General features: G+C 61.0%; 27 protein-coding genes, 3 pseudogenes and 1 other annotated feature. Of the genes and pseudogenes, 9 read left to right on the top strand and 21 right to left on the bottom strand.

What is annotated here, in order from left to right; translation table 11 throughout:
• Nucleotide 1: 1 nt before the first annotated feature.
• From ACZ5WQ_RS09030 to ACZ5WQ_RS09015, 4 genes are read right to left on the bottom strand one after another with little or no spacing between them, the layout of a single operon-like run.
• Complete coding sequence (locus ACZ5WQ_RS09030; RefSeq protein ID WP_269686917.1) at nucleotides 2–652, bottom strand: hypothetical protein; 651 nt, start codon at nucleotides 650–652, stop codon at nucleotides 2–4.
• Nucleotides 649–1,929, bottom strand: coding sequence for a glutamate-1-semialdehyde 2,1-aminomutase (gene hemL / locus ACZ5WQ_RS09025; protein ID WP_269686918.1), 1,281 nt, complete (start codon nucleotides 1,927–1,929; stop codon nucleotides 649–651). The genes ACZ5WQ_RS09030 and hemL overlap by 4 nt, the downstream gene beginning before the upstream one ends.
• 10 nt (nucleotides 1,930–1,939) lie before the next feature.
• Complete coding sequence (thiE, locus tag ACZ5WQ_RS09020; RefSeq protein WP_464383604.1) at nucleotides 1,940–2,569, bottom strand: thiamine phosphate synthase; 630 nt, start codon at nucleotides 2,567–2,569, stop codon at nucleotides 1,940–1,942.
• Nucleotides 2,566–3,366: a hydroxymethylpyrimidine/phosphomethylpyrimidine kinase gene (locus ACZ5WQ_RS09015; RefSeq protein WP_228245273.1), complete on the bottom strand. Its 801-nt coding sequence runs from the start codon at nucleotides 3,364–3,366 to the stop codon at nucleotides 2,566–2,568. Before ACZ5WQ_RS09015 ends, thiE begins: the two co-directional genes overlap by 4 nt.
• A gap of 296 nt (nucleotides 3,367–3,662) precedes the next feature.
• Here ACZ5WQ_RS09015 and ACZ5WQ_RS09010 point away from each other — a divergent pair, with 296 nt between their 5' ends.
• Nucleotides 3,663–4,085 carry an Mpo1 family 2-hydroxy fatty acid dioxygenase gene (locus ACZ5WQ_RS09010; RefSeq protein WP_464383603.1) on the top strand — a complete coding sequence of 141 codons (423 nt, stop codon included), beginning with the start codon at nucleotides 3,663–3,665 and terminating at the stop codon, nucleotides 4,083–4,085.
• Between the two features lie 423 nt (nucleotides 4,086–4,508).
• Here the strand turns inward: ACZ5WQ_RS09010 and ACZ5WQ_RS09005 are convergent, their stop codons facing one another.
• From ACZ5WQ_RS09005 to ACZ5WQ_RS08965, 9 genes are all read right to left on the bottom strand, one after another.
• Nucleotides 4,509–5,978 carry a class I adenylate-forming enzyme family protein gene (locus ACZ5WQ_RS09005; RefSeq protein WP_464383602.1) on the bottom strand — a complete coding sequence of 490 codons (1,470 nt, stop codon included), beginning with the start codon at nucleotides 5,976–5,978 and terminating at the stop codon, nucleotides 4,509–4,511.
• A 53-nt stretch (nucleotides 5,979–6,031) separates the two neighbouring features.
• The gene (locus ACZ5WQ_RS09000; protein ID WP_228245278.1) at nucleotides 6,032–6,655 is read right to left on the bottom strand and encodes a pseudouridine synthase; all 624 of its coding nucleotides are present in this window, start codon (nucleotides 6,653–6,655) and stop codon (nucleotides 6,032–6,034) included.
• Between the two features lie 21 nt (nucleotides 6,656–6,676).
• Nucleotides 6,677–7,123 carry a PaaI family thioesterase gene (locus ACZ5WQ_RS08995; protein ID WP_228245279.1) on the bottom strand — a complete coding sequence of 149 codons (447 nt, stop codon included), beginning with the start codon at nucleotides 7,121–7,123 and terminating at the stop codon, nucleotides 6,677–6,679.
• A 10-nt stretch (nucleotides 7,124–7,133) separates the two neighbouring features.
• A complete protein-coding gene (locus ACZ5WQ_RS08990; protein WP_269686924.1) occupies nucleotides 7,134–8,786 on the bottom strand; it encodes an acyl-CoA dehydrogenase family protein in 1,653 nt (550 codons plus the stop codon).
• Entirely contained in the window at nucleotides 8,783–9,421 is a 639-nt protein-coding gene (locus ACZ5WQ_RS08985; RefSeq protein WP_228245282.1) for a TetR/AcrR family transcriptional regulator, read from the bottom strand. Before ACZ5WQ_RS08985 ends, ACZ5WQ_RS08990 begins: the two co-directional genes overlap by 4 nt.
• 94 nt (nucleotides 9,422–9,515) lie before the next feature.
• On the bottom strand, nucleotides 9,516–9,686 hold the full coding sequence (locus tag ACZ5WQ_RS08980) for a DUF2788 domain-containing protein (protein ID WP_088273917.1): 171 nt from the start codon (nucleotides 9,684–9,686) through the stop codon (nucleotides 9,516–9,518).
• A 103-nt stretch (nucleotides 9,687–9,789) separates the two neighbouring features.
• Nucleotides 9,790–10,278, bottom strand: a complete 489-nt coding sequence (locus ACZ5WQ_RS08975) for an Lrp/AsnC family transcriptional regulator (protein WP_233048302.1) — start codon at nucleotides 10,276–10,278, stop codon at nucleotides 9,790–9,792.
• A 375-nt stretch (nucleotides 10,279–10,653) separates the two neighbouring features.
• Complete coding sequence (locus ACZ5WQ_RS08970) at nucleotides 10,654–11,535, bottom strand: cation diffusion facilitator family transporter (RefSeq protein ID WP_228245285.1); 882 nt, start codon at nucleotides 11,533–11,535, stop codon at nucleotides 10,654–10,656.
• A complete protein-coding gene (locus tag ACZ5WQ_RS08965; protein ID WP_233048300.1) occupies nucleotides 11,535–11,951 on the bottom strand; it encodes a polyribonucleotide nucleotidyltransferase in 417 nt (138 codons plus the stop codon). The genes ACZ5WQ_RS08970 and ACZ5WQ_RS08965 overlap by 1 nt, the downstream gene beginning before the upstream one ends.
• A 119-nt stretch (nucleotides 11,952–12,070) precedes the next feature.
• Here ACZ5WQ_RS08965 and ACZ5WQ_RS08960 point away from each other — a divergent pair, with 119 nt between their 5' ends.
• Nucleotides 12,071–12,532 carry a DEAD/DEAH box helicase gene (locus ACZ5WQ_RS08960; RefSeq protein ID WP_464383601.1) on the top strand — a complete coding sequence of 154 codons (462 nt, stop codon included), beginning with the start codon at nucleotides 12,071–12,073 and terminating at the stop codon, nucleotides 12,530–12,532.
• A 33-nt stretch (nucleotides 12,533–12,565) separates the two neighbouring features.
• Here ACZ5WQ_RS08960 and ACZ5WQ_RS08955 read toward each other — a convergent pair whose 3' ends face one another.
• The 3 genes and pseudogenes from ACZ5WQ_RS08955 to ACZ5WQ_RS08945 form a co-directional block, all read right to left on the bottom strand.
• The gene (locus ACZ5WQ_RS08955) at nucleotides 12,566–12,610 is read right to left on the bottom strand and encodes a hypothetical protein (RefSeq protein WP_464383639.1); all 45 of its coding nucleotides are present in this window, start codon (nucleotides 12,608–12,610) and stop codon (nucleotides 12,566–12,568) included.
• Between the two features lie 350 nt (nucleotides 12,611–12,960).
• Nucleotides 12,961–14,189 (bottom strand): IS3 family transposase gene (locus ACZ5WQ_RS08950; RefSeq protein ID WP_123891115.1). Its coding sequence is split into 2 segments (ribosomal slippage): nucleotides 12,961–13,901 and nucleotides 13,901–14,189, totalling 1,230 coding nucleotides; the frame shifts between segments, so codons are not numbered across the junction.
• Nucleotides 13,795–13,911: a sequence feature (AL1L pseudoknot), on the bottom strand. It overlaps the preceding gene by 117 nt.
• A 4-nt stretch (nucleotides 14,190–14,193) precedes the next feature.
• Nucleotides 14,194–15,054, bottom strand: a pseudogene (locus tag ACZ5WQ_RS08945) (DEAD/DEAH box helicase); the annotation flags it as partial.
• 65 nt (nucleotides 15,055–15,119) lie between these two features.
• Here ACZ5WQ_RS08945 and ACZ5WQ_RS08940 point away from each other — a divergent pair.
• Nucleotides 15,120–16,282 (top strand): IS3 family transposase gene (locus tag ACZ5WQ_RS08940; RefSeq protein ID WP_464383047.1). Its coding sequence is split into 2 segments (ribosomal slippage): nucleotides 15,120–15,375 and nucleotides 15,375–16,282, totalling 1,164 coding nucleotides; the frame shifts between segments, so codons are not numbered across the junction.
• Between the two features lie 9 nt (nucleotides 16,283–16,291).
• On the opposite strand, the pseudogene ACZ5WQ_RS08935 reads toward ACZ5WQ_RS08940, so the two are convergent.
• Nucleotides 16,292–16,573, bottom strand: a pseudogene (locus tag ACZ5WQ_RS08935) (diguanylate cyclase); the annotation flags it as partial.
• A gap of 91 nt (nucleotides 16,574–16,664) precedes the next feature.
• The gene (locus ACZ5WQ_RS08930) at nucleotides 16,665–17,003 is read right to left on the bottom strand and encodes a MerR family DNA-binding protein (protein WP_085057491.1); all 339 of its coding nucleotides are present in this window, start codon (nucleotides 17,001–17,003) and stop codon (nucleotides 16,665–16,667) included.
• Between the two features lie 115 nt (nucleotides 17,004–17,118).
• Here ACZ5WQ_RS08930 and istA point away from each other — a divergent pair, with 115 nt between their 5' ends.
• The 3 genes from istA (at nucleotide 17,119) to ACZ5WQ_RS08915 (ending at nucleotide 20,304) form a co-directional block, all read left to right on the top strand.
• On the top strand, nucleotides 17,119–18,618 hold the full coding sequence (gene istA / locus ACZ5WQ_RS08925; RefSeq protein WP_407093075.1) for an IS21 family transposase: 1,500 nt from the start codon (nucleotides 17,119–17,121) through the stop codon (nucleotides 18,616–18,618).
• Complete coding sequence (gene istB, locus ACZ5WQ_RS08920) at nucleotides 18,611–19,414, top strand: IS21-like element ISPst3 family helper ATPase IstB (protein ID WP_011911830.1); 804 nt, start codon at nucleotides 18,611–18,613, stop codon at nucleotides 19,412–19,414. Before istA ends, istB begins: the two co-directional genes overlap by 8 nt.
• A 371-nt stretch (nucleotides 19,415–19,785) precedes the next feature.
• Nucleotides 19,786–20,304: a YkgB family protein gene (locus ACZ5WQ_RS08915; protein ID WP_003464991.1), complete on the top strand. Its 519-nt coding sequence runs from the start codon at nucleotides 19,786–19,788 to the stop codon at nucleotides 20,302–20,304.
• A 29-nt stretch (nucleotides 20,305–20,333) separates the two neighbouring features.
• Here ACZ5WQ_RS08915 and ACZ5WQ_RS08910 read toward each other — a convergent pair whose 3' ends face one another.
• Both ACZ5WQ_RS08910 and merR read right to left on the bottom strand, forming a co-directional pair.
• Entirely contained in the window at nucleotides 20,334–21,179 is an 846-nt protein-coding gene (locus tag ACZ5WQ_RS08910) for a cupin domain-containing protein (RefSeq protein ID WP_464383600.1), read from the bottom strand.
• Nucleotides 21,180–21,481: 302 nt separating this feature from the next.
• Nucleotides 21,482–21,880, bottom strand: a complete 399-nt coding sequence (gene merR, locus ACZ5WQ_RS08905; RefSeq protein WP_003089120.1) for an Hg(II)-responsive transcriptional regulator — start codon at nucleotides 21,878–21,880, stop codon at nucleotides 21,482–21,484.
• A 74-nt stretch (nucleotides 21,881–21,954) separates the two neighbouring features.
• Here merR and ACZ5WQ_RS08900 point away from each other — a divergent pair, with 74 nt between their 5' ends.
• The 3 genes from ACZ5WQ_RS08900 to ACZ5WQ_RS08890 are packed head-to-tail and all read left to right on the top strand — an operon-like array spanning nucleotide 21,955 to nucleotide 22,813.
• Complete coding sequence (locus tag ACZ5WQ_RS08900; RefSeq protein ID WP_003089115.1) at nucleotides 21,955–22,305, top strand: mercuric transporter MerT family protein; 351 nt, start codon at nucleotides 21,955–21,957, stop codon at nucleotides 22,303–22,305.
• 12 nt (nucleotides 22,306–22,317) lie between these two features.
• Nucleotides 22,318–22,593 (top strand): mercury resistance system periplasmic binding protein MerP, encoded by a 276-nt coding sequence (gene merP / locus ACZ5WQ_RS08895; RefSeq protein ID WP_003150552.1) that lies wholly within the window; start codon nucleotides 22,318–22,320, stop codon nucleotides 22,591–22,593.
• A gap of 7 nt (nucleotides 22,594–22,600) precedes the next feature.
• A complete protein-coding gene (locus tag ACZ5WQ_RS08890; protein WP_003089113.1) occupies nucleotides 22,601–22,813 on the top strand; it encodes a GDCCVxC domain-containing (seleno)protein in 213 nt (70 codons plus the stop codon).
• A 12-nt stretch (nucleotides 22,814–22,825) separates the two neighbouring features.
• Here the strand turns inward: ACZ5WQ_RS08890 and ACZ5WQ_RS08885 are convergent.
• Nucleotides 22,826–24,574, bottom strand: a pseudogene (locus ACZ5WQ_RS08885) (Tn3 family transposase); the annotation flags it as partial.
• Nucleotides 24,575–24,597: the final 23 nt, after the last annotated feature.

Below are 24,597 nucleotides of genomic sequence, written 5' to 3'. Positions count from 1 at the left end.
ATCAGGGCCTCGGCTGGTGATCGTCGGGTTCAGGTTGTGATCTATTGTGCGCCTGTTCACTCAACAGGCCAACTGTCACTGCCGCTCCCAGCAGGGCAGGGAATAGCAGAAGCAGTGTGTCGCCCGGAACAAACAGTTCAGCCAGGGGAGCTGCGCCCGGTTGCAGCAACGGTGTCAGCGTGCCGACGGCGCAGAGGGCCACGAAGGGCAGTGGTCGTCGGTCTTGCCGTGCGACCAGAAGGCAACCAGCGAGCATCACCAGCAACGCGGCGCTGTTGATCACCCACTGGTAGCCGAACAGCTGGTCCATCCGGCGCAGCAGTTCAAAGGCGGCCATCAGGCCGAGCAGGATGCGGCCCCAGGCTGCCGGCTGCCATTGCAGGCCGCGGCCAAGGTAGAACGCGGCCAGACCCAGTAACGGCAGGCTGAGGTTCTGCGCCGCCAGCCCGAGTATGCGCTGGGTATGTTCCAGCTCCTTTGCGAGTGAGCCAAGGCTCAGCAGCAGGCTGGCTGCGGCAGCCAGACCCAGCCCCAGCAAGGCGGCTGTCATGGCCCCTCGAGCCGCGGCAGACAGCGGCCTGCGCTGTCGCCACAGCCAGAAGCTGGCGGCGATCAGCAGCAGGGTCAGCAGGCCGTAGGCGAGCTGGCTCATAGCGCGGCAAAGGCCTTCTCGGCCGCATCCAGAGTCAGCTTCAGCTCGGTTTCGCCGTGGGCGATCGAGGTAAAACCGGCCTCGAAGGCACTGGGTGCCAGATAGACGCCGCCATCGAGCATCAGGTGGAAGAACTTTTTGAAGCGCTCAACGTCGCTGGCCATAACATCCTCAAAGGTGACGATGTCATCGGCACCGGAGAAGTACAGGCCGAACATCGCGCCCGCCTGAGTGGTCACGAAGGGCACACCCGCGGCATCGGCGCGCTCCTGCAGGCCAGCCAGCATGCGGCTGGTGTAGGCGCTTACCTCGTCATGGAAGCCGGGACGGTTGATCAGGCGCAGGGTGGTCAGGCCGGCTGCCATCGCCAGCGGATTACCGGACAGGGTGCCGGCCTGGTAGACCGGGCCGAGCGGGGCGATGCACTCCATGACCGCACGTTTGCCACCGAAGCAGCCGACCGGCATGCCGCCGCCGATGATCTTGCCGAAGGTAGTCAGGTCCGGGGTGACGCCGTAGTGCGCCTGGGCGCCGCCGAGAGCCACGCGGAAACCGGTCATCACCTCGTCGAAAATCAGCACCACGCCGTGCTCGTCGCAGGCCTCACGCAGCCCCTGCAGGAAGCCGGGCGCCGGCGGCACGCAGTTCATGTTGCCGGCCACCGGCTCGACGATGATGCAGGCGACCTGCTGGCCGACGTCGGCCAGGGTCTTGCGCACCGCCTCGATGTCGTTGAACGGCAGGGTCAGGGTGTGCTTGGCGAAATCGGCTGGCACGCCGGCGGAGCTGGGCACACCCTGGGTCAGCAGGCCGGAACCGGCCTTGACCAGCAGGCTGTCGGAGTGACCGTGGTAGCAGCCCTCGAACTTGATGATACTGTCGCGGCCGGTGTAGCCACGGGCCAGGCGGATGGCGCTCATGGTCGCCTCGGTGCCGGAGCTGACCATGCGCACCATATCCATCGACGGCACCAGCGAGCAGACCAGTTCGGCCATCTCGGTTTCCAGCGCGGTCGGTGCACCGTAGGACAGGCCGTGCTGCAGTTGATTACGCACCGCGTCCAGCACGTCCGGGTGGCTGTGGCCGAGGATCATCGGGCCCCAGGAGCCGACGTAGTCAACGTAGCGCTTGTCGTCTTCATCAATGACGTAAGCACCTTCGGCGTGCTTGAAGAACAGCGGTGTGCCGCCGACGCTCTTGAAGGCGCGGACCGGTGAATTGACGCCGCCCGGGATGTGTTTCTGGGCGCTGGCAAACAGGGATTCGGAACGGGACATGGCAAGTCTCTCAGGATGCGTGAATGAGTTGGCTGAACTGACGGGCGCGTTGCTGCACCGTCTCAGCGTCGGGAGCGCCGAACAGGCCGTTGATCACGGCCAGATAATCGGCGCCGGCGTCAAGCAGGGTCGACGCGTTGTCCAGGGTGATGCCGCCAATCGCGACAATGGGTACGGAAAATTGCTGGCGCGCCTCGCGCAGTAGCGCGGGCGTTGCTGCCGGTGCGCCCGGTTTGGTCATGGAATTGAAGAAGCGGCCAAAGGCGATATAGCTGGCGCCGTCAATCAGCGCGCGTTCAGCCAGCTGCAGGCTGGCGTGGCAGGTGCCGCCGATCAGCGCCTTCGGGCCGAGCTGCTGGCGTGCCTCGCGCAGGGAGCCGTCGTCCTGGCCCAGATGCAGGCCCACGCCCAACTGGTCGGCCAGCGCCAGATCGTCATTGATCAGCAGCTCGCAGCCATGCTGGCGACACAGCGCGGCAAGCTGGCTTGCTTCGGCCAGTCGCTTGCCGGTATCGCCGGACTTGTCGCGGTACTGCAGCCAACGGGCGCCGCCGATCAGCGCGGCTTCGACATAGGGCAGCAGCTTGCCGTCTGCCAGCAGGGCGCTGTCAGTGATGGCGTACAGGCCGCGCTCGCTCACGAGCAGAAGTCCAGCGGCAGGCGGCGCGGTACGTACTGGCCATGGCCGGGCTGCTCGGCGTCGCGCAGTGTGCGCCAAGTATAGTCGAGTGACGAGCGCACCGCGCTGACCAGCTCTTCGCCGAGCGCCAGACGGCCTGCCAGCGTACTTGCCAGCGTGCAGCCGGAACCGTGATAACTGCCGGGCAGACGCGGGCAGGTGAAGTCGTGCTGGCTGCCATCGGCGCAGTACAGGCGATTGTGGATTTCGGCCTCGTCGCCATGACCGCCGGTGATCAGCAGGTGGCGAATATGGGGCAGCAGCTTGGCCGCGCACTCATCGGCGCTGCCGTCCGGCAGTTCGGCCAGAATGCGCGCCTCGGGCAGGTTCGGGGTAGCAATGGCGGCGACCGGGAACAGGCGCTCGCGAATGGCAAACCCAACATCATCCTTGCCCAGCGAACCGCCACCTCCGGCACGCAGCACCGGGTCGCAGACCAGCGGCACATTGGGCAGACGCAACATCAATTCCAGTACGGTGTCGACCATTTCGACCGAGCCGAGCATGCCCAGTTTCACCGCCGAAACCGGCATGTCGCTGATGATCTTGTTGGCCTGGGCCAGCACCCACTCGCGGTCGAGCACGCGAAAGTCGCTGACATCAACCGTGTCCTGCACGGTAAGCGCGGTCACTGTTGGCGCCGCGTGGCAGCCCTGCGCAATCAGTGCCTCGATGTCGGCCTGCAGGCCGGCACCGCCGCTCGGATCATGGCCGGAAAGGCATAGAACGACGGGCTTGAACGGGTTGGGTTGGGTCATGGCAAGTTGTTCCGCGTGCTGACAGGCGTTTGACCAGCGCGGTGTGCGCCCCGAGCTGGCATGACAGCGCGCTAGCATACCATCTTGCCCGCGTGGCGGGGTGAGCAGGCGTCTCGCCTCTAGGCGGGTGTTCGCACTGCAGGCGCGCAGCCGAGACCAGATCTTCGACCGGTGGCCGCGCTCCTTTACCAGCCAAGGCTACTCTGGCGCGCTTTGACACTGCCGCTGAGAGCATGGACAGCTACACTTGAAAGCAGCCTTGATAAGTGAAAACCGCACAATAATGAAGGTGACCTATGAAAGCCATTGACCAATGGTTTGACGAGTACGGTGAAAGCCACCGCAACCCGTTCAACAAGCTGGCGCACTGGATCTGTGTGCCGCTGATTACGTTCAGTGTGCTCGGTATGCTGTGGGCTATTCACCCATGGGTAGCGATGGGGGCCGTAGCTGCAGCATTGGTGTTCTATGTGCTGCTGTCCTGGCAGATTGCACTGGCGATGCTGGTGGTCAGCTTACTGATGCTGCTGGGACTAAGCCTGATGACTCATGTGTTCTGGTGGTCGTTGGGGATCTTTGTACTGGCCTGGATCGGTCAGTTCATAGGGCATCATGTGGAGGGCAAGAAACCGTCGTTCTTCAAGGATGTGCAGTTTCTGCTGATCGGCCCGGCCTGGTTGCTGGGTTTCGTGTTCAGGCTGTTCGGGTTGCGGTATTAATTGTTGCTGCCGATTAAACGGCTTCAGCTTGAATTGTTGGGGCGAGTTGCCTTCTTCGGTTTTCCTGTTTATGTCTGTGCTGGTGATGGTTCCGCCTTTCGCCTTCACGGCGAGCCAAGGGGGACCGCTTGCCCGGCCCCCCTTGGCGATCCCCCCCGGGCACCCGGCTACGCGGCCCTTCGGGTTCGCTGCGTTGCTCGGTTTGGCAGGGGCCGGCAGAACTCGGCTCTGCGAGCCTCAGACAGGCTGCCGTCCTGTTTCCTGCCAATCCTGCGCTACTCGCCCGCGTAAACGGGGCGGACCGAATGTGCACGCTTCATCATCTGAGTATTTGGCCGATGGTCTTGGTATAGAAGCCGGGCGCGTTATCCCGGACGTTCACGAAGAACCATTAAAAAGGACACCATTGGCGCCCTTTTTGGTTTACGACAGCTGGTGTTTCATCACCTTGCCGTTGGCATTGCGCGGCAGCGCTGAAGCCTGGCCGTACAGGCGTGGGCGCTTGTAGTCGGCCAGCAGCGGTTCCAGATAGGCGCTCAGCTCGGCGTGCAGGTCGGCGACCGGCTCACGCAGCACGACGACCGCCTTGACGGTTTCGCCCCACTGCGGATGCGGTACGCCAAATACCGCAACTTCGACGATGTTCGGGTGGCCTTCCAGCGCTACTTCAATCTCCCGTGGGTAGACGTTCACACCGCCGGAAATGATCAGTTCCTTGGCGCGGCCAAGTACCCAGTAGTAGCCCTCGGCGTCACGGCGGGCGAGATCGCCTGAGTCCAGCCAGCCGTCGCTATGCAGGCACTCGGCGGTGGCCTCGGGCTTGTTCCAGTAGCCGAGCATCATGCCTTCGGTGCGAATCTGGATCTGGCCGGTGCCTTCGCCTTCAACCTCGTTGCCATGCTCGTCAACCAGACGCAGCTCGGTATGCAGGGCGCCACGGCGGCCGATCGAGCCGGCTTTGCCGGGGTGCTCCTCCGGCAGCATGATGGTGCCGCTCGGCCCGGCCTCCGTGAGGCCGTAGACGCAGTACAGACGGTCGGTGTTCATGCGTTGGGCGATCAGTTGCAGCTGCTCGGTTGACAGTGGCCCGCCGCCATAGATCCAGTACTGCATGGAGCTGATGTCACGCTCGCTAATGTCGGGCTGCTGCGCGGTCATCATGAAGGCGACCGGAGCGCCGAAGAAGTGCGTGGTGCGTTCCTTCTCGACGGTGTCCAGCAGCAGCGTGGGGTGGAATTCGGGCAGTACCACGTGGGCTGCGCCGACGTAGGTGCCGCCGAGCAGGAAGACGTTAAGCGGCGCCGAATGGGTCAGCGGCATCATGTGCAGCATGCGGCTGTGCGGGCGCATGTTCATTTCCTGCGCCGAGGCGTTGGCGACGGTCAGCAGCGCGTGGTGGTGGAACAGCACGCCCTTGGGCTTGCCCGTGGTACCGGAGGTGTAGAGCAGGGTGCAAGGCTGTTCGGCCGGAATCTCGGCGACGTCCCAGCGGCTCTGCATGTCCAGTACCCGGGCGCCCGGCTGATCCAGACGCAGGCAGGGAGCCAGAGTGCTGGCGCGCTCGGCGTGGTCGCCCTGAGCGATGACCAGACGTGCGTCGCAGTCGCCGAGGATGTATTCCAGCTCGGCGGCAGTCAGGCGCGCATTGACCGGAACGACAATCGCACCGAGGTTGATAACGGCAAAGTAGCCCAGCACCCAGCTGTAGCTGTTGGGCATGTACAGGGCGACGCGGTCGCCGCTGCCGATCTGGTACTGCTCGTGCAGATGGGCAGCCAGACGCAGGCTCTGGTCATGCAGTTCGGACCAGCTCAGGCGGCAGTTTGCGCTGATCAGGGCTTCGCCCTCGGGAAACTTGCGGGCGTTGACCGCGAGCAGTTTGGGAATGTTCATGGGGTATCCATCCTGTTGTTGTCGTTAGGTGATGGGGTCTTGCTGTTCGGGTTTCAGCCGGTGCTTGGCAGTTCACGCCACTGCCCCGGCTGCAGATCGCCGAGGGTCCAGTCACCGATGCGCACGCGCACCAGGCGCAGCGTGGGTAGCCCGACCGCTGCGGTCATGCGCCGGACCTGGCGGTTGCGGCCTTCGCGGATGGTGATCGCCAACCAGCTGGTTGGCACGCTCTTGCGAAAGCGTACCGGAGGATTGCGCGGCCACAGGGCGGGTTCATCAATCTGCTCTACCTCGGCCGGACGAGTGGGGCCGTCGTTCAGCTCAGGGCCGGCGCGCAGCTGCGCCAACTGCTCCTCGCTGGGTTCGCCTTCCACCTGTACCCAGTAGGTCTTCGGCAGCTTGTGCTTCGGATCGGTGATGCGTGCCTGCAGGCGGCCGTCGTTGGTCAGCAGCAGCAGGCCTTCGCTGTCGCGATCCAGTCGCCCGGCTGGGTAGACGCCGGGGGTTTTGATGAAGTCGGCCAGTGTCGACCGACCGTCACCGTCGGTGAACTGGGTCAGCACATCGAACGGCTTGTTCAACGCGATCAGTTTTGGGTTGGCCGGCGGCGCCGCTGGCGTGCGGCGCGGCTTTCCGGCTGGTCGCGGGCGGTTCGACGGGCGTGGGCGTTGGTTCATCTGCGGCTATCCTGGGCTGGGTCAGCGCGGCAGTGTAGCGGCAAGCGGCAGCACCGCAAGGGTGACAGTCGTTTTGCTGAACAGCCGCTTTTCGCCGTTTTGCAAGGCAAAAACCTCGGCCTCTGCGACGCAGATCTGCTTGCCCGGTTTCAGTATCTCGGCGCGGCACAGCAGCGTTTCGCATTGCGCCGGACGCAGGAGGTTGACCTTGAACTCGACGGTCAGCAGGCTGTAGCCGTCGTCCAGCAAGGTGGCAGCGGCAGCGCCAGCTGTATGATCGGCCAGAGTGCTTTGCACCCCGGCGTGCACAAAGCCGCCCTGCTGGAAGTGCCGGGGCAGAATTGGCAGCTCTGCCTCTACCCAGCCAGAGCCACAGGCGGTTGGACGGATACCGAGATCGGCAATGAAGTTGGCCCGTTTGAAGCCGGCATCTACCCGGGCTTCGATGGTGCTTTGGTCGAGTGCCATGTGCGTTTCCTTACAGGCTGGCCGGCGTCGAGCGGGCGACCAAAGCTTCGACATCCAGACCGCGCGGCAGGGTGCCGTAGGCTTGGCCGTGTTCGCCGAGCCGACTGGCGATAAAGGCGTCGGAGACGGTGCTGTTACCGGCTTCCAGCAGCAGTTTGGCTTGCAGTGCGACGGCCACGTCTTCGGTCAGCTGGCGGGCGCGGTATTGAATGTCGTCGGTGTCGGCGAACTGCTGCTTGATCCGCTCGATGCGCTGCTTGAGCGCACTGGAGCCATGACCGTCACCCAGTTCGGCGAACAGCGCATCGAGGACCCCCGGCTCCTTCGACAGCGCGCGCAGTACGTCCAGACACTGCACGTTGCCCGAACCCTCCCAGATCGAGTTGACCGGCGCTTCGCGGTACAGGCGCGGCAGAATGGTTTCTTCAACGTAACCGGCGCCGCCCAGGCATTCCTGCGCTTCGTTGATCATTCCCGGCGCACGTTTGCAGATCCAGTATTTGCCGATGGCGGTGACCAGGCGGGCGAACTTGTCTTCCTGCGCATCATGGGCGTTGTCGATGGCTTTGCCCATGCGCATGGTGAGGGCCAGCGCGGCCTCGCTTTCCAGCGCCAGATCGGCCAGCACGTTCTGCATCAGCGGCTGCTCATTCAGTACCCGGGTGCCTACCGTGCGATGGGCACAGTGGTGCGCGGCCTGGGTCAGCGCCTGACGCATCAGCGAGCTGGAGCCGATCATGCAGTCGAAGCGGGTCAGCGAGACCATCTCGATGATGGTCGGCACGCCGCGGCCTTCCGGGCCAATCATCCAGGCCAATGCACCGCGATATTCGACTTCACTGGAGGCGTTGGCCCAGTTGCCGAGCTTGTTCTTCAGGCGCTGCACGTAAAATTCGTTGCGACTGCCGTCCGGGCGGTGGCGCGGCAGCAGGAAGCAGCTCAGGCCCTTGTCGGTATAGGCCAGAGTGAGGAAGGCGTCGCACATCGGCGCCGAGCAGAACCACTTGTGGCCTACCAGTTCGTAGGCCTGGCCCGGGCCGCCGACGCCGACCGGGTAGGCGCGGGTGGTGTTGGCGCGCACATCGGTGCCGCCCTGTTTCTCGGTCATGGCCATGCCGATGGTGGCGCCGGTCTTCTGCGCAATCGGCAGGTTGCGCGGGTCGTACTGGCCGGACAGGATCTTCGGCAGCCAGATCTCGGCGAGGTCCGGCTGCAGACGCAGCGCAGGCACACAGGCATAGCTCATGGTCATTGGGCAGCTGGTACCGGCCTCTGCCTGGTTGTGCAGGTACATGGTCGCGGCGCGGGCGACCTGGGCACCGGGGCGCGGGTCATTCCAGGGGGCGCTGGTAATCCCCGCCTTGATGCCGGCGGCCATCAGTTCGTGATAGGCAGGATGAAAGTCGACCATGTCCACGCGGTGGCCGTAGCGGTCGTGGCTCCTGAATACCGGCTTGTTCTCGTTGGCAAGGAAGCCCGCTTCCATCAAGGCGCCACCGGCCAGTTGGCCGTAGGCGCTGAGCTGCCCGTCGGCCCAGCCGCCGTCGTAGCGGCGAACCCATTCCTGCAGCGGCAGGTCGCTGCGGTACAGGTTGAGGCCTTCCAGCGGTGGCACCTGATTGGTGACTTCATGGGTTTCGGCATACTGATGCAACTGACTCATGGGACCTCCTTGGCGTTGATGGCGCGCAGACAGAAACGAACAATGGCGAGGGTGACGGCTTCCAGCGTCTCGCTGGGCAGGCCGCTTTCGCGGTCTGCTCGGGCCTGGGGCGACAACGGGCCGACCAGTGATTCGGCGACCGCGCCAACCACGCAGGCGGATGTGAGGGGGATGTTTTCGACTTGAAAACTGCCATCGGCGATACCTTCGGCAATCAGTTCGCCGTACAGGGTGGCGTAGGCCTGACGAAAGTACAGTCTCTGGGTTTCGACTTCCTCTTCGGCAGGTTCGGCGATCAGTGCGTAGGCGAGTTGGCGGCTGTGCCAGGCGCGTGCGGCGAACTGGGTCAGGCCATTGCGCAGGCGATCAACGGCGCGCCCGGGGGCCTGGAATTGTTGCTTGAGTGTATCGAGTTCCAGGCGAGTTGCCTTGACAAAGACGCTGGCGGCCAGATCGCCTTTGCCGGCGAAGTGGCGGTACAGGCTGCCGGTGGCGACGCCTGCGCTGCGTGCCAGCGTACTCATTGTCAGTGACGAGAAGCCTCCATCGGCGACCTGCTGTACGGCGCAATCAAGAATATGTTCGCGCAGTACCTGATCGCGCTCGATGCGGCTGGCGGTGGTGCGGTAGGCCATGCTCTGAATCCTTATTCACTTCTTGTTGGTCTAGTGAATCAGGATTCAGATGTTGGGGCAGCGGGGATAATGGTCAGATGAGCGGCTGAATCGGTCAGTGCTCCAGCACCATGATCATGACTTCCTTGACGATAAAGGCAAACACGCCCAGGCCGAGAGCGAAGAACAGCACTGCGGTGCCGTAGCGTCCGGCTTTGGACTCCTTGGCCAGATCCCAGACGATAAAGCCCATGAAGGCAACCAGGCCAAAGATCATCAGCGGCATGGCAATGGTTTCGAACTGTTCGTAGGTCACGAGCGGCTCCGTTGAGAAAAAGGTGGGGCAGCAGTATACCGGCTAGTCGATCTGCCTGCCCGTCGGGTTCTGGCTAGTTCAGACCCAGATGTTTCAGCGGCAGTTCGGTGCTGGCGATGATCTGATTCAGTACAAAGCTGGAGCGGACGCTGGAAACCCCCTCGATACGGGTCAGCGTACCCAGCAGCAGTTGCTGGTAGTGTTCCATGTCCGGGACGACGACGCGCAGGTGGTAGTCGGCGTCCATTCCGGTCACCAGACAACAGTCCAGCACTTCAGGGCACTGGCTGATGACTTTCTCGAAACCGGCGAAGCGTTCCGGGGTGTGGCGGTCCATTCCTATCATCACGAAGGCTGTCAGCTTGAGGCCGAGCTTGGCCGGATCCAGCAGCGCTACCTGGCGCCGAATCAGTCCGCTTTCTTCCAGCGCTTTCACCCGGCGCGAACAGGGCGAAGGCGACAGGCCAATCCGCTCTGCCAGCTCCTGGTTGCTGATGCGGGCGTCGTGCTGCAAGGCGGCGAGAATCTTCAGATCGTAGCGATCCAGGTCGAGATTATTCATGGTGCTTTTCTCAGTTGCGCGTTTTTATGTATTTTTAGTTACTTGTTGCTCATATCGCAAGATTATGTGCAAAAACAGGTAATTTATTTCCCGCAGATAGGGATATTATTTTCACCAGATTCAGCCGAAGCCGATCGTCCAGACCGCTTCGTCCACAAGGCGAAACGGGGCCACAGCATCCAGAAGGTGTGAGGCCAGTCGGTTACCCAGCCCACGAGGCACGGGAGCAAAGGCATCATCCCAAGAGGGTGGAGGAGGACGTAAAAAGGCGAGCTGCCCTGCAGGCAGCTCGCCTTTTTTTATTTGCAGTCTGAAGGCTGCGGGCTTGCCCATAGATCAGCCACTTGCTCAAACTCATGGCTTCCAGCTGATGGTCTATGCCGGGTCCTTGTGAACCAGCACGTCGGCCTGCGGGAAGCGCTCGACAATTGCCAGCCGAACCTGCTCGCCACGCGCGTGGGCGTCGGCCAGAGTCAGGGTAGCGGGTAACTCAAGGTGCAGCTGCATGAACCAGTGCTGGCCGGACTCGCGGGTGCGCAGCTCGTGTACGTCGATGACGTCCGGCACCGCGCGGGCAATGCGCAGGGCTTCGGCGCGAACCTCGTCCGGCAGTTCGTGGTCCATCAGAATCTGAATCGCATCCAGTCCGATACGTACCGCGCCGTAGCCAATGAAGAGCGCAATGCCCAGACCAAATAGCGCGTCGGCCCGCTGAATGCCGAACTGGGCCAGCAGCAGCGCAACGATGATGCTCAGATTCAGCAGCAGGTCAGACTTGTAGTGCAGTGAGTCGGCACCAACCGCGGTGGAGTTGGTGCGGGCGATAACGTGCTTCTGGATCGCGAGTAGTGCAAGGGTTGCGATGATCGAAAAGACCATGACGGCGATGCCGGCCCAGGCGGCTTCCAGCGGTTCGGGGTGGAGCAGGCGGTTGATGCCCTGCAGCAACACCAGTACGGCCGAGCCGGTGATGAAGGCCGACTGTGCCAGGCCAGCCAGCGCCTCGGCCTTGCCGTGGCCGAAGCGGTGTTCCTTGTCGGCGGGTTTGAGTGCATAGCCAACTGCGAACAGGTTGATGATCGAGGCGGCGGCGTCCATCAGCGAGTCGATCAGGCCGGCCAGCAGGCTGACTGAGCCGGTGGTCAGCCAAACGGTAGCCTTCAGCGCGATCAGCACCAGTGCCACGCCGACCGAGGCGCGGGTAGCCAGCCGCAGCAGCCGGGCGCGCTCTTCTCCCATTGCGTGCGGTTTGCTCATCAGCCACGCCCCGTCAGTTGCAACATTGCCAACTGAGTGGTTGAGTCGGCCCTGATCTGGCGCGCCTGTGCCAACGGCAAGTCCTTCCCCAGCTCTTGCTTGAGAATGTGCTGCAGCGCGGCGGTATCGACCCGGCCATCAGCATCGACTGCCTGCTGCAATGTTTCTGGTGCCACGCTGTATTTGCCGCCCGGCAGATAAATGGCGCCGGTGGTGAAGTCGATGCCGAAGGCGATCAGCCCCGGGATGATAAAAATCAGCAGGCCGATACCGTTGAGAATGGCCACCCCCGGATCGATCTGGCCACTGATCTGACCACGGCGTTCGGGGTAGAAGATGGTGCCGCAGGCGCTGAGTTGGGTGGTCAGAGCAGTGCAGAGTACGACGGCGGCCAGCGATTTGAGACGGCTATTCACGGAGAAGGACTCACGGCAGGAGGTTGGACCGAAAAACCGTCCTAGCATAGCGGGCGACCCGAGTGACGGAAAGTCTGCGGCCGCTATAATGCGGGCTCATTTTTGTCAGTCCCGGCCTCATGAACAACCTTCCCGTTTCGCTGATTCTGCCCGAGCTCAAACAAACATTTGCTGAACAGCATTCGCTGGTTTTGCAAGCGCCGCCCGGCGCGGGGAAAACAACACTGGTGCCGCTGGCGCTGCTTGAATGCGATTGGCTGGCCGGGCAGAAGATCATCATGCTTGAGCCGCGTCGACTGGCGGCCAGAGCGGCCGCCGAGCGACTGGCTGAGCTGCTGGGTGAGCCGGTCGGGCAGACGGTCGGTTACCGCATCCGTCTGGACAGCAAGGTCAGCGCCGCCACCCGTATCGAGGTGGTCACCGAAGGGATTCTCCAGCGCCTGCTACAGGATGACCCGGAGCTGCCGGGTGTCGGCGTGGTGATCTTCGACGAATTTCACGTTTTGCCATTTGCACCGAAATTCATCAAATCTTGTCAATCCAGAGGTGGCTTTCTACTAGGTTCGTCACCCGACCTTTAGCCGCCACCAGGAAGCAGAAGAGCAGGGTGCTCCTTAATTACCCTTGACCCAATACCGGTAAACCGTTGAACGCCCCACCCCGAGCTTCCGAGCAATCAGGTGTCGACCAGAAGCAGCTTGTCGACATCGCCATCGTTAACAGCCAATATCAGCCGTCGAGCAGAAATGCATAGTGGTTACTACGAGATCGGGTGCGATTCACTCATTGCAAACTCCAGATATAGCTAACTCTTAAGCACCGCCTCTTAGCTCGCAATCTCCTGAATCGCCCCCGCGATCACTGATCTCCAGTGCGGTTTGAGAGGGACGCACGTGAGATGGAAAATAAACCAGGCGGTTGCAGGAGCTGAGTGCAACACGGTTATTGAATTGACGCAGGAGCATCATATTGAACCGCCCCGGGTTTCGCGGAGGCTGTTTGGTTTAAGTCAAGCCGCCACCTTGGAAGCCTGACTGGCTAGTTGCCGATAGTAGTTTGCCTCAGCCTCTGCCGGCGGTATATATCCGATGGGTTCGAGCAGTCGCTGGTGATTGAACCAATGCACCCATTGGAGCGTGGCCAGTTCCACCTGCTCACGATTGCGCCACGAGCGTCTGTGGATCACTTCGGCCTTGTACAGGCCGTTAATCGTCTCAGCCAGGGCATTGTCGTAGCTGTCCCCTTTGCTGCCTACCGACGGCTCCACGCCAGCCTCGGCCAACCGTTCGCTGTAGCGGATACTGACGTATTGCGACCCGCGATCGCTATGGTGGATCAGATGGCTACCGCGTTCAGGCTGACGTGCGTATAAGGCCTGTTCCAGCGCATCCAGCACGAAGTCGGTTGTCATCGATGGGCTCACCCGCCAGCCGACAATGCGCCGGGCAAAGACGTCCACAACGAAGGCCACGTACAGCCAGCCTTGCCAAGTGGAAACATAGGTGAAGTCGGACACCCACAACTGATTCGGTCGGTCGGCTCGGAACTGCCGGTTCACCTTGTCCAGCGGGCACGGAGCCTTGTGGTCGCTGACTGTGGTGCGGACGATCTTGCCACGCCGGACTCCGCGCAGGCCAAGTCGTCGCATCAACCGCTCGACCGTGCAGCGGGCCACGGCGTCTCCTTCACGGTTCATCTGCTTCCAAACCTTGTCAGCACCGTAAACTTGCAGGTTCGCGTTCCACACAGCTTCGATCTTTGGCATCAACTTGCTGTCGCGCCGGGCTCGGTGGCTTTGCAAATCCGGATTTCGACGGCGGGCGGCATACCGGCGATAGGCTGACGGGGCAATCTGCAGCACCGTGCAGATTGGCTCGACCCCAAAAGCATCCCGGTGTCCATCCACCAGAGCGTAGATCACTTCAGCCGGCGGTCGAGCTCCGCCTGGGCGAAAAACGCACTGGCCACCTTGAGTATTTCGTTGGCCCGGCGCAACTCCTTGACCTCGCGCTCGAGCTCTTTGACGCGTTGCGCGTCGGCTGTGCTGACGCCCGGCCGTACGCCGGCATCGACGTCTGCACGCTTGACCCATTCCAGCAACGTTTGGGGTACGCAGCCGATCTTGGGTGCAATCGACTCGACCGCCGACCACAGCGAGGGATAGTCGCCGCGATGCTCTTGCACCATCCGCACGGCTCGTTCACGGACTTCAGGGGAAAACTTGTTTGTCTTGTTCATGGCTTCATCTTCTCAGGAGTTGAAGCCTCCGCGAAACCCGGGGCGGTTCAAACAACAGCTCCCGATAGTGCGGAGAAAAACTGACTTGGTAGCGTGGGCTATCCAGAGCCGGGACAATTTCACCATCATGCCCGCAGTTCGGGGAGTCAAGTTCCTGGTCACCTTGGCCGATCATTGCAAGACCGCCGGCATCGGTCTCTGACAGGTAGGACTCGGAAGAAGCAGCTGTTAAATCAAACTGGCTCAGAACCGCTAGGTCCTCCGGCAGATCCTCAGCAATTCGCTCGGCAAAGCCCTTCAAAGTCGGCTCTGCCAGCATGAACAGCCAAGCTTGCTCATCAGTGCCCGACGTTCTACGCAGCACCCTTCCCAACACCTGACGAAAATAAAGCTCTGTGCGGACTCGGCTCAAATAGCAACACACCTGCAGACGCGGGATGTCTGTCCCTTCACTAATCATCCCTACCGCTACGATCCAGCGGCAATCGTTATGCCTGAAAGAGCTGATCACCTGCTGAGCGTCCGGCGTTTTATTGGTAACGACCAGACAGGTCTCACCCTCAGCTGCCAAAGCATTTGCTGTTCGCTGCGCGTGTTCTATATCGGTGCAAACCACCAGCCCAGCGGCATCTGGCTTAGATCGGCGGACCTCACTCAACTTTGCACGCCCGAGCCTGAGTAGCTGATCAACTACCTCATCATGGCGCAGAAGGCTCTCGTAAGTAACCGGGGACTCCGTAAGCAGCGCGGCAATACTAGGAAATAGCCTTGCAGCAGGCCCAACCACAGGCTCCTCTACAACAGTGACTTTTTGATTGTCCAAAAGAACAATACGAGGCGATCGACACACGCCTTCAGCGATGGCTTTGTAGTGGTCTAATGAAACCGGACACCAACTAGGCGACAATACTCGCCATTGAGAGGTGTTCGATGACAAGAAAGCGACGTACTTTTACCCCTGAATTCAAACAGGAAGCAGCCAGCCTGGTGCTGGACCAAGGCTACAGCATTACTCAAGCCAGCCTATCGTTGGGTGTGGTTGAAAGTGTCCTGCGCAAATGGGTCAAACAGCTCACTGAGGAGCGGCAGGGTGTAACCCCTAAAGGCAAAGCCATGACGCCAGAGCAGCAGCGAATTCAGGAGTTGGAAGAGCGTTGCCGGCGGTTGGAGATGGAGAAGACCATCCTAAAAAAGGCTACCGCTCTCTTGATGTCGGACGACTGGAAACGTACACGCTGATTGACCAGTTGAGAGAGCAAGCCCCGGTTGACATGGTGTGCGCAGCCTTTGATATCAATCGTTCCTGTTATTACGAACACCGCCAGAAGGTCCAGCGTGTGGATGCTGAGCGTGTAGCCCTGAGGGCCCAGGTTAACGAGCTGTTCAACAAAAGCCGCAGCTCCGCAGGTAGCCGTACCATACAGGGTTTACTGAACGACCAGGGAGTCGGCATCGGTCGCTTCAAGGTGCGCCGGCTGATGAGCGAGCTGGGCTTGGTCTGCAAGCAGCCGGGGCCTCACGCGTACAAACGAGCAACAGTGGAGCGGCTGGATATCCCTAACCGACTGGATCGGGAGTTTGATGTGGCACAGCCTGATCAGGTTTGGTGTGGTGATATCACTTACATCTGGACGGGGCAGCGCTGGAGCTATCTGGCGGTAGTACTGGATCTGTATGCCCGTCGGGTGGTCGGCTGGGCTATGTCTGATACCGCCGATGCAGATCTGGTTGTTCAGGCTCTGGATCATGCCTGGGAACAGCGTGGGCGCCCCCACGGGGTTATGTTCCATTCGGATCAAGGGTCGCAGTATGCGAGTCGCAAGTTCCGGCAAAGGCTCTGGCGTTACCGCCTGGTACAGAGCATGAGCCGTCGTGGAAATTGCTGGGACAACGCCCCCATGGAGCGTCTGTTCCGCAGCCTGAAAACGGAATGGATACCGCCGATGGGCTACCACAGCCTGGCCGCTGCCCGGAAGGATATCAGCAGCTACCTGATGGGATATTACAATCAGGAGCGGCCCCATGCCTTCAATGGGGGGATCGCACCGGTAGTGGCAGAAGAAAAACTTAAAACAGTGTCCGGGATCAGTTGACCACTACACTTCACTCAAGCCATAGCGATAGTCGCAAATCAGCTTTCCTTCTGGCGAGGAGTAACGGGCCAGAGCTATTGCCCGGTCATCAGAGCGCCATGGTGTACCTGAGAGCGCGAGGGTGAAAGCGGCTCGATCCTGAACCCTCTGAAGAATCTGCTGCCCCCAAGCATTGCTGAGCAGAGGGTCATGGCCTGCACAGTGGTGGATTTCATCGAATACTGCGAAGACTCGATAATCATGCAGGAGCCGCCAGAACGACTCATCCAGATAATCCATAGCTTGGTATGTGGGGTTTGGGGAGCAATGGAACCAAAAACCAACGTAAGCTCTGAATCCCACCGTAAAGGGGCTTTCCGATCTCCAGCTCACCCGCCAGGCATTACTCTCTGATCAGTGCCTCGATGATCGGGCAGATCGTTCCGCCGTCTCCCGCATCACATTGCTGCACCAGTTCGCCTAACAGTTGCTGCATGACGACCAAGTCGGCCATCTTCTGCTCGATCAACGCGAGCTTGCGTGCAGCCCGTGCTCGCGTTTCGGCACAGGCGCACGACTCATCCAGCGTCAGCAGTCCACCGACTTCCGAGAGCGTGAAACCCAGCGCCTGAGCCCGCTTGATGAAACGCAGTCGCTTCACCATGTCCACCGGATAGCGCCGATGGCCACCCAAGGGTTTGGCTGGTTCATCCAGCAGCCCGCGTCGCTGGTAGTAGCGGATTGTTGCCGCTGACCGAAAACTGACCCAGTAGAGGCTGTTCTGCCGACTGAAAACTGACCCAGGTGTTCAACTGCTTCTGCTCAATTTTTGAGCAGGAGAACACAGGGTGATCAGTATGGAAATGATGGGCAAAATTCGCCGGATGTATTTCCGCGACAAGCTGTCGCTGCATGAGATAGCCAAGCGCACCGGGTTGGCGCGCAACACGATTCGCAAGTGGGTCAGAGCACCTGAGGCCAAGCCGCCGGTCTACCAACGCCGCGCGATCTTCAACAAACTCAGCCCTTTTCACGCCACGCTGGAGCAGGCGCTAAAAGCCGATTCGCTGCGGCCCAAGCAACAGCGGCGCAGTGCCAAGGCGCTGTTGGCGCAAATCAAAGCCGATGGTTATGACGGTGGCTACAGCCAGCTCACCGCGTTTATCCGTGCCTGGCGAGGGGGACAGGGCAAGGCGTCGCAGGCCTTTGTGCCGCTGACCTTTGCTCTTGGCGAGGCGTTTCAGTTTGACTGGAGCGAGGAAGGCTTGCTGGTCGGCGGCATTTACCGGCGTATGCAGGTGGCACATCTGAAGCTGTGTGCCAGCCGTGCGTTCTGGCTTGTGGCGTATCCGAGCCAGGGCCATGAGATGTTATTTGACGCCCATACACGCTCGTTCGGCTCCTTGGGCGGCGTGCCGCGCCGGGGCATCTACGACAACATGAAGACCGCCGTCGACAAGGTCAATAAGGGCAAAGGCCGGGCGGTGAATGCGCGCTTTGCGGTGATGTGCGCGCATTACCTGTTCGATCCGGACTTCTGCAACGTCGCCGCTGGTTGGGAAAAGGGCATCGTTGAAAAGAACGTGCAAGACAGCCGCAGGCGTATCTGGCTAGACGCCCAGGACTGCCAGTTTCACTCCTTCGAGGAACTCAATGCCTGGCTGGGCCAGCGCTGCCGCGCGCTTTGGAACGAGCTGACGCACCCTCAATACAGCGGGCTCAGTGTGGCCGAGGTACTGGAGTTGGAGCGCGCCGAACTGATGCCTATGCCCGCGGCCTTCGACGGTTACGTCGAGCGGCCTGCGCGGGTCTCCAGCACCTGCCTGGTCAGTGTCGGGCGCAACCGTTACTCGGTGCCGTGTGAGTACGCGGGTAAGTGGGTCAGCAGCCGTTTGTATCCGACCCGCATCGAGGTGGTGGCCGATGATGCGCTGATTGCCAGCCATGCGCGCTTGCTGGATCGCGAACAGGTCAGCTACGACTGGCAGCACTACATCCCGCTGATTGAGCGCAAGCCCGGCGCGCTGCGCAACGGAGCGCCCTTTACTGATCTGCCAGCGCCGCTGCGTCAGCTTAAGCACGGTCTGGGGCGTCATGCCGGCGGTGACCGGATCATGGCGCAAGTCCTGGCTGCCGTACCGGTCGCCGGACTCGATGCCGTGCTGGTAGCCGTTGAGCTGGTACTGGAGAGCGGCAGCCTGAGCGCCGAACACATCCTCAATGTCGTGGCACGGCTGACAGCATCCGAACCGCCGCCCAGCGTCGAAACCCACTTGTCGCTCAAGGAAGCCCCCGTCGCCAACACGGCGCGCTACGACCGCCTGCGTGGCCAGACCAAGGAGATCGGTCATGCGTGATTTGATGGCGGAACTCAAGGAACTGCGCCTGCACGGCATGGCCACGGCCTGGGCGGAGTTAACTGCACAGGGTGAGTCGAACACAGCCTCATCCAAGTGGCTGCTCGAACACCTGCTGGAACAAGAGCACACAGATCGCGCCATGCGCTCGGTGAGCCACCAGATGAACATGGCCAAGCTGCCGATGCACCGCGATCTGGCCAGCTTCGATTTCAACGCCTCTAGCGCCGACGCACGCCTGATCAGCGAGCTGGCCAGCCTGGCCTTTACCGACACCGCGCAGAACGTGGTGCTGATCGGTGGGCCAGGCACCGGTAAAACCCACCTAGCCACCGCGCTGGCCGTGTCCGGCATCACCCGGCACGGTAAGCGCGTGCGCTTCTACTCCACGGTCGATCTGGTCAATCTGCTGGAGCGCGAAAAACACGACGGCAAAGCCGGGCGGATCGCCCAGGCACTGCTGCGCATGGATCTGGTCATCCTCGACGAACTGGGTTATCTGCCGTTCAGCCAGGCTGGCGGTGCGTTGCTGTTTCACCTGCTGTCCAAGCTGTACGAACACACCAGCGTGGTGATCACCACCAACCTGAGCTTCGCCGAATGGTCGAGCGTGTTCGGCGACGCCAAGATGACCACCGCCCTGCTGGATCGGCTGACCCACCACTGCCACATCGTCGAAACCGGTAACGAGTCCTATCGCCTGCAACACAGTAGCTTGGCGGCCCAGGCCAAGATCAAATCACGGGAGCGAAAGCGTAAGGGCGGCCAGGAACCGGAGGACGATGAGCCGTTCTGATTTCATGGCGACGACGGCCTGCTACATGGCTGCGTGTGGCAGGTCTTAAACAACTGAACTGGGCTAGCGAAGGAGTGGGGGCAACAGCAGCTGCGCTGGTAGACTTATCCACAGTTGCTGGTAACAAAATCAGCAATCCGCCCTGGGTCAAATTTCAATCGGCAGGGTGGGTCAATTTTCCATCAGCGCCAACACTCATCGCTCTCCACGGCGATCCCTTCATCGCGAATTGCACCGCCCAAGACGATCTGCACTGAAATCAATACTTTCTGATGCCTCTTGATTAGAGATGCCAGCCATAATCATCTCATCGCCAACGCATACGGCGTTCGGCAGCCAACACACTCTCACTCACTACTGGAAGCTCAGACATGAAAACCATAGGCATTGAAAACTCGAAGTCCAGCGTACAGGCCCACTTAACGCTTGGAACCAAAACTATGGGGCTAGGTATCTATGGCGCGTACTTGGCTCTCGCTATTATTTACTTCTGGTTCGGCGGCATGAAATTTACCCACTACGAGGCCGAGGGCCTGGTTCCACTGGTGAGCAACAGCCCGCTTTTGGGATGGGTGTATAGCATTTTTTCGGTCGACATGTTCTCCAGCCTGCTCGGCATACTAGAGATTTCGATCGGCACTCTGATCGCAGGCCGCATGCTGTCGCCCAAACTATCCGTGGTAGGAGGCGCTCTGTCTGCAGGCCTGTTCTTCACAACCCTTAGCTTTATGTTTTCCACTCCGGGCGTCATTGAGCCTAGTTTAGGGTTTCCGGCGATTTCCGTTGCGCCAGGTCAGTTTCTGCTTAAAGACTTAGGGTTGCTTGCTGTTTCGATATTTGTGGCAGGCCATTCGCTGGTTGAACTGGAAAAACGTAAAATTAATGCATAATTTTTTCAATGGCTTAAGGCAGTAATGCCTTAGGCCTTTTTGCCATCATTTTCCCCCGCCAGATCTTTCAACCAGTCACGAGGGCTCAACCCCGTCTTGCGTCTAAATGCGCGAGACAGCGCCGAAGGACTTTCGTAGCCGACTTGAGCTGCAATCAGCGTAATCGAGCGCCCTTCTCGCATCAGCTTCTGAGCCAGGCTAACTCGCCAACTCAACAAATAATCAGCAGGCGTCTGTCCGATGACACTCTTGAAATGCACGGCATACGCAGCGCGTGACATATTTGACTCACTGGCCAGCTCTGCTATTGACCAGGCATGTTCCGGGGAGTTGTGCATCTGTAAAAGCGATCGGGCAAGCCGCATGTCGGCCAGTCCAGCCATCATTCCGGTGCGCAACTGGTGATGATCGAGCAGGTAACGGAGCAACAGAATGATTAGGAGCTCAAATAAGCGCTCAAGCACGGCTTCCCTTCCACAATGCACATTTGCCGCCTCGGCAAACATCCACTCCAACGTGTCTGCCAGCATGGGCAGATCATCGAGTGCGAGCACCAAACAGTCCGGTAATGAAGCCGACAAAGGATTATCAATTCCGCCCTCAAACTCCATGGAAGCACACAACAACTTTGCGCCATCGGACTCACCCGCAAACAATTGATGCTTGGCGGGGCGTGGCATAAAAATCAAGCTAGGGCGAGTGAGCTGCAAATCCTTGCGATCGGGACCAAGCAACGTCACGCTGCCGGCCTGAAGCAGATGGATATAACCTCGCCGCTCGGCGCCATCGTAAGATGCAGAGCCGCATAGGTCGCCGTCATAGAACAGATTGGCCCGCACGCCGAACCGCGAGAGCAAATTAGACAAACGATCCATTGGCCGATCCTTGACGAGTCAGAACGCACAGACCATACCATCTGCGTTGTCGTTCAGTGCCTGTAGCGAACATGCCGGCGTAAATCAGCCAACGGATAAAGTGATCACTGAGCAGCTCAGCCTCCCTTTCCAGTTCGGCTGTTAAAAAAACAACACCGTTGTTTGAAAGCACCAGCAAATCAAGTGCTCACTCTTCTATTTTACAGTACCTGGGGTTTGGGGAGCAATGGAACCAAAAACCAACGTAAGCTCTGAATCCCACCGTAAAGGGGCTTTCCGATCTCCAGCTCACCCGCCAGGCATTACTCTCTGATCAGTGCCTCGATGATCGGGCAGATCGTTCCGCCGTCTCCCGCATCACATTGCTGCACCAGTTCGCCTAACAGTTGCTGCATGACGACCAAGTCGGCCATCTTCTGCTCGATCAACGCGAGCTTGCGTGCAGCCCGTGCTCGCGTTTCGGCACAGGCGCACGACTCATCCAGCGTCAGCAGTCCACCGACTTCCGAGAGCGTGAAACCCAGCGCCTGAGCCCGCTTGATGAAACGCAGTCGCTTCACCATGTCCACCGGATAGCGCCGATGGCCACCCAAGGGTTTGGCTGGTTCATCCAGCAGCCCGCGTCGCTGGTAGTAGCGGATCGTCTCGACGTTCACCCCGGCGGCGTCTGCCAGCTTGCCAATGGTCAGCTCTGTGGCCATCACTTTCTCCTTGATTCCGTACTTTGGTACGGAGTTTAGAATAGCACCTAGGCAATCAGGCTCAGGAGATGGGAATGGGGATGCAACTCACCGGGAAAGGCTCGCTGGTCGCGAGTTCGCTGACCGCCATCGGTGCGTCGGTGTGCTGTGTCGGGCCACTGGTGCTGTTGGCACTCGGTGTCGGCGGTACGTGGGTGGGCGCTCTGACCATGATGGAGCCACTACGCCCCCTCTTCATCGGGTTGACTCTACTGTTCCTGGGATTGGCATTCCGCAAGCTCTACCTGGTGCCACAGGTTTGTACGCCAGGTACACCCTGCGCCGATCCGCGCACGCTCGTGCGACAGCGACTCGTGTTCTGGATCGTCAGCGTGCTGCTGCTCGGCCTATTGGCCGTGCCGTGGCTCGCCCCGCTGTTCTACTGAAGGAGATTAACCATGCGCAAACTGCTGATCGCCGTGCTTTTCGCCTTGCCCTTCGTGGCGCTGGCGGCTCCCCCGAAAACCGTCACGCTCGACGTGCAGAACATGACGTGCGGACTCTGTCCGATCACGGTCAAGAAGTCGCTGGAGAAGGTGTCCGGCGTGAGTGACGTCCAGGTCAATTTCGACCAGAAGACGGCGACCGTCACCTACGATCCCGATAAGGCCCAGCCCGAGGCACTGACTGAGGCGACCGCGAACGCGGGATACCCCTCCACAGTGCAGAAGTGAGGTCACGATGAGCGCCATTGTCCTTGAGTCCGTGCTGACTTGCCCGCGCTGCGGCTTCGCCAAGCCGGAAACCATGCCCACGGACGCCTGCCAGTTCTATTACGAGTGCAGCAACTGCAAGGCGCTGCTGCGCCCCAACCCAGGGGATTGCTGCGTTTTCTGTTCGTTCGGCTCGGTGAAGTGCCCGCCGATCCAGCAGCAGCTTGGGTGTTGCTCATAGCGTTTAGGGGGATCACAGGTCGTCGTCTGGATTACGCAGTGGCCGCAGCTCGCCGCGCGCAACTTCTTCCGGTACCGCAAAGGAATACCGCCCGAGCATGTTGATGTGCTCGTAGATCAGCGGCGATAGCCGGGCCAAATCCTCTTCCAGCACTGGATAGCCGTGCTGCTTGAGCCGTTCCACGGCCGCCGTCATGTAGAGGGTGTTCCACAGCACGATGATGTTCACCACCAGGCCCAGAGCACCGAGCTGGTCTTCCTGGCCTTCGCGGTAGCGCTGGCGGAGCTCGCCGCGTTTGCCGTGGAACACGGCGCGGGCCAGGCTGTGCCGGCCTTCGCCTCGGTTCAACTGGGTCAGGGTGGCGCGGCGCTTGGACTCGTCGTCGATATAGGTCAACGTGTGCAGAGTCTTTTCGATCCGCCCGAATTCGGCCAGCGCCTGGGCCAGCCGGGTGGGTCTATCTCCCGTTTGCAGCGTGCGCATGATGCCAGTCGCCGGCACCCGGCCGAGTTTGAGCGAGCCGGCCAGGCGCAGCAGGTCGTCCCAGTGCTCGGCGATCAGGTCGAGTTTGACCGACTGGCGGGCCAGCCCGTTGAGCTTGCCGTAGTCCGCGTCCGGGCGCGTGCGCCAGAAGCGGGTACCGCCGACATCGGCCAGCCGCGGACTGAAGTGGTAGCCAAGTAGGCGGAAGAGCCCGAACACCACATCGCTGTAGGCCCCGGTGTCGGTCATGATTTGCGTCGGCTGCAACTCGGTCTGCTGTTCCAGCACGACCGCCAGCAACACCAGGCTGTCGCGCAGCGTGCCGGGCACGGTGATGGCGTTGAGGCCGGAGAATTGGTCGGAAATCAGGTTGTACCAGGTGACACCCCGGCCGGTGCCGAAATACTTCGGATTGGGGCCGGCATGCACGGTGCGCACCGGTACGACGAAGCGCATGCCATCGGCGGAGGCGACCTCGCCGCCACCCCAGACTTGGGCCAGTTCCAGTTGGCTTTGCGCTCCGACCAGGATGGCGTTAGCCGCTGACAGGGTGTCGTCGCGGATATAATTCTGGCTGACCCAGGACAGCCGGTCACGGCGCAGCGCCGGGTTGTCGGTGCGGATCAAGGGCTCCAGGCCGGTGTTGCAGGCCCCGCCCAACAGCACCGCGCAGAGGCTGGTGACCAGGTTGTCGGCGCGTGCATTGCGTTCGGAGACATGGGTGAAGGCCTCGGAAAAGCCAGTGCGGGCGGCGATTTCCAAGAGGATTTCCGGCAGATCGACACGCGGCATCAGGTCAGACACGGCCGCCCGCAGTTGCAGCAACGAGCAGGGCTCGTCCAGCTTGTCCAGCGCCCCGAGCGACAGTTCGGTCTTGCCCTCGGTGTTCTCGCTCAGTTGAATCGCCGGGTTGTCGGGCAGGCGCGCGGCTACTGCCAGCCAGGTTGCATCCAGCTCGACGGACAAGGCGTCCAGGGTGGTTTTGGCGTCGATGGTCAGGCCCAGTGACCGGCAGATGATCGGTCGCGCCGCCAGCCATTCGGCACCGTCGAGCAGGCCAAGGCGCGGGTCGGCATAGCGCCAACTGGGCGAGACGAAGACATCGCGGCGGCGCAGGGCCGTGCGCAGCGCATCGAGCGTGCAGAACACATAGGCACCCATGTCGAGGGAGCCATCTTCGCGGGTGATGTGCTTCTGCCAAGCCTTGGCCACGATCTCCTGCGGCGCGTCATCCTCTGGCTTCCGGCGCGGCAGGTTCAGTTGCAGCCACTCCAGACTAGGGCCTGTTAACGCTAATTAGC

Source organism: Halopseudomonas sp. T1L2 (assembly GCF_055397385.1).
The sequence above is the reverse complement of the archived record's forward strand: the minus strand, read 5'-3'. Positions and strand labels throughout refer to the sequence as shown.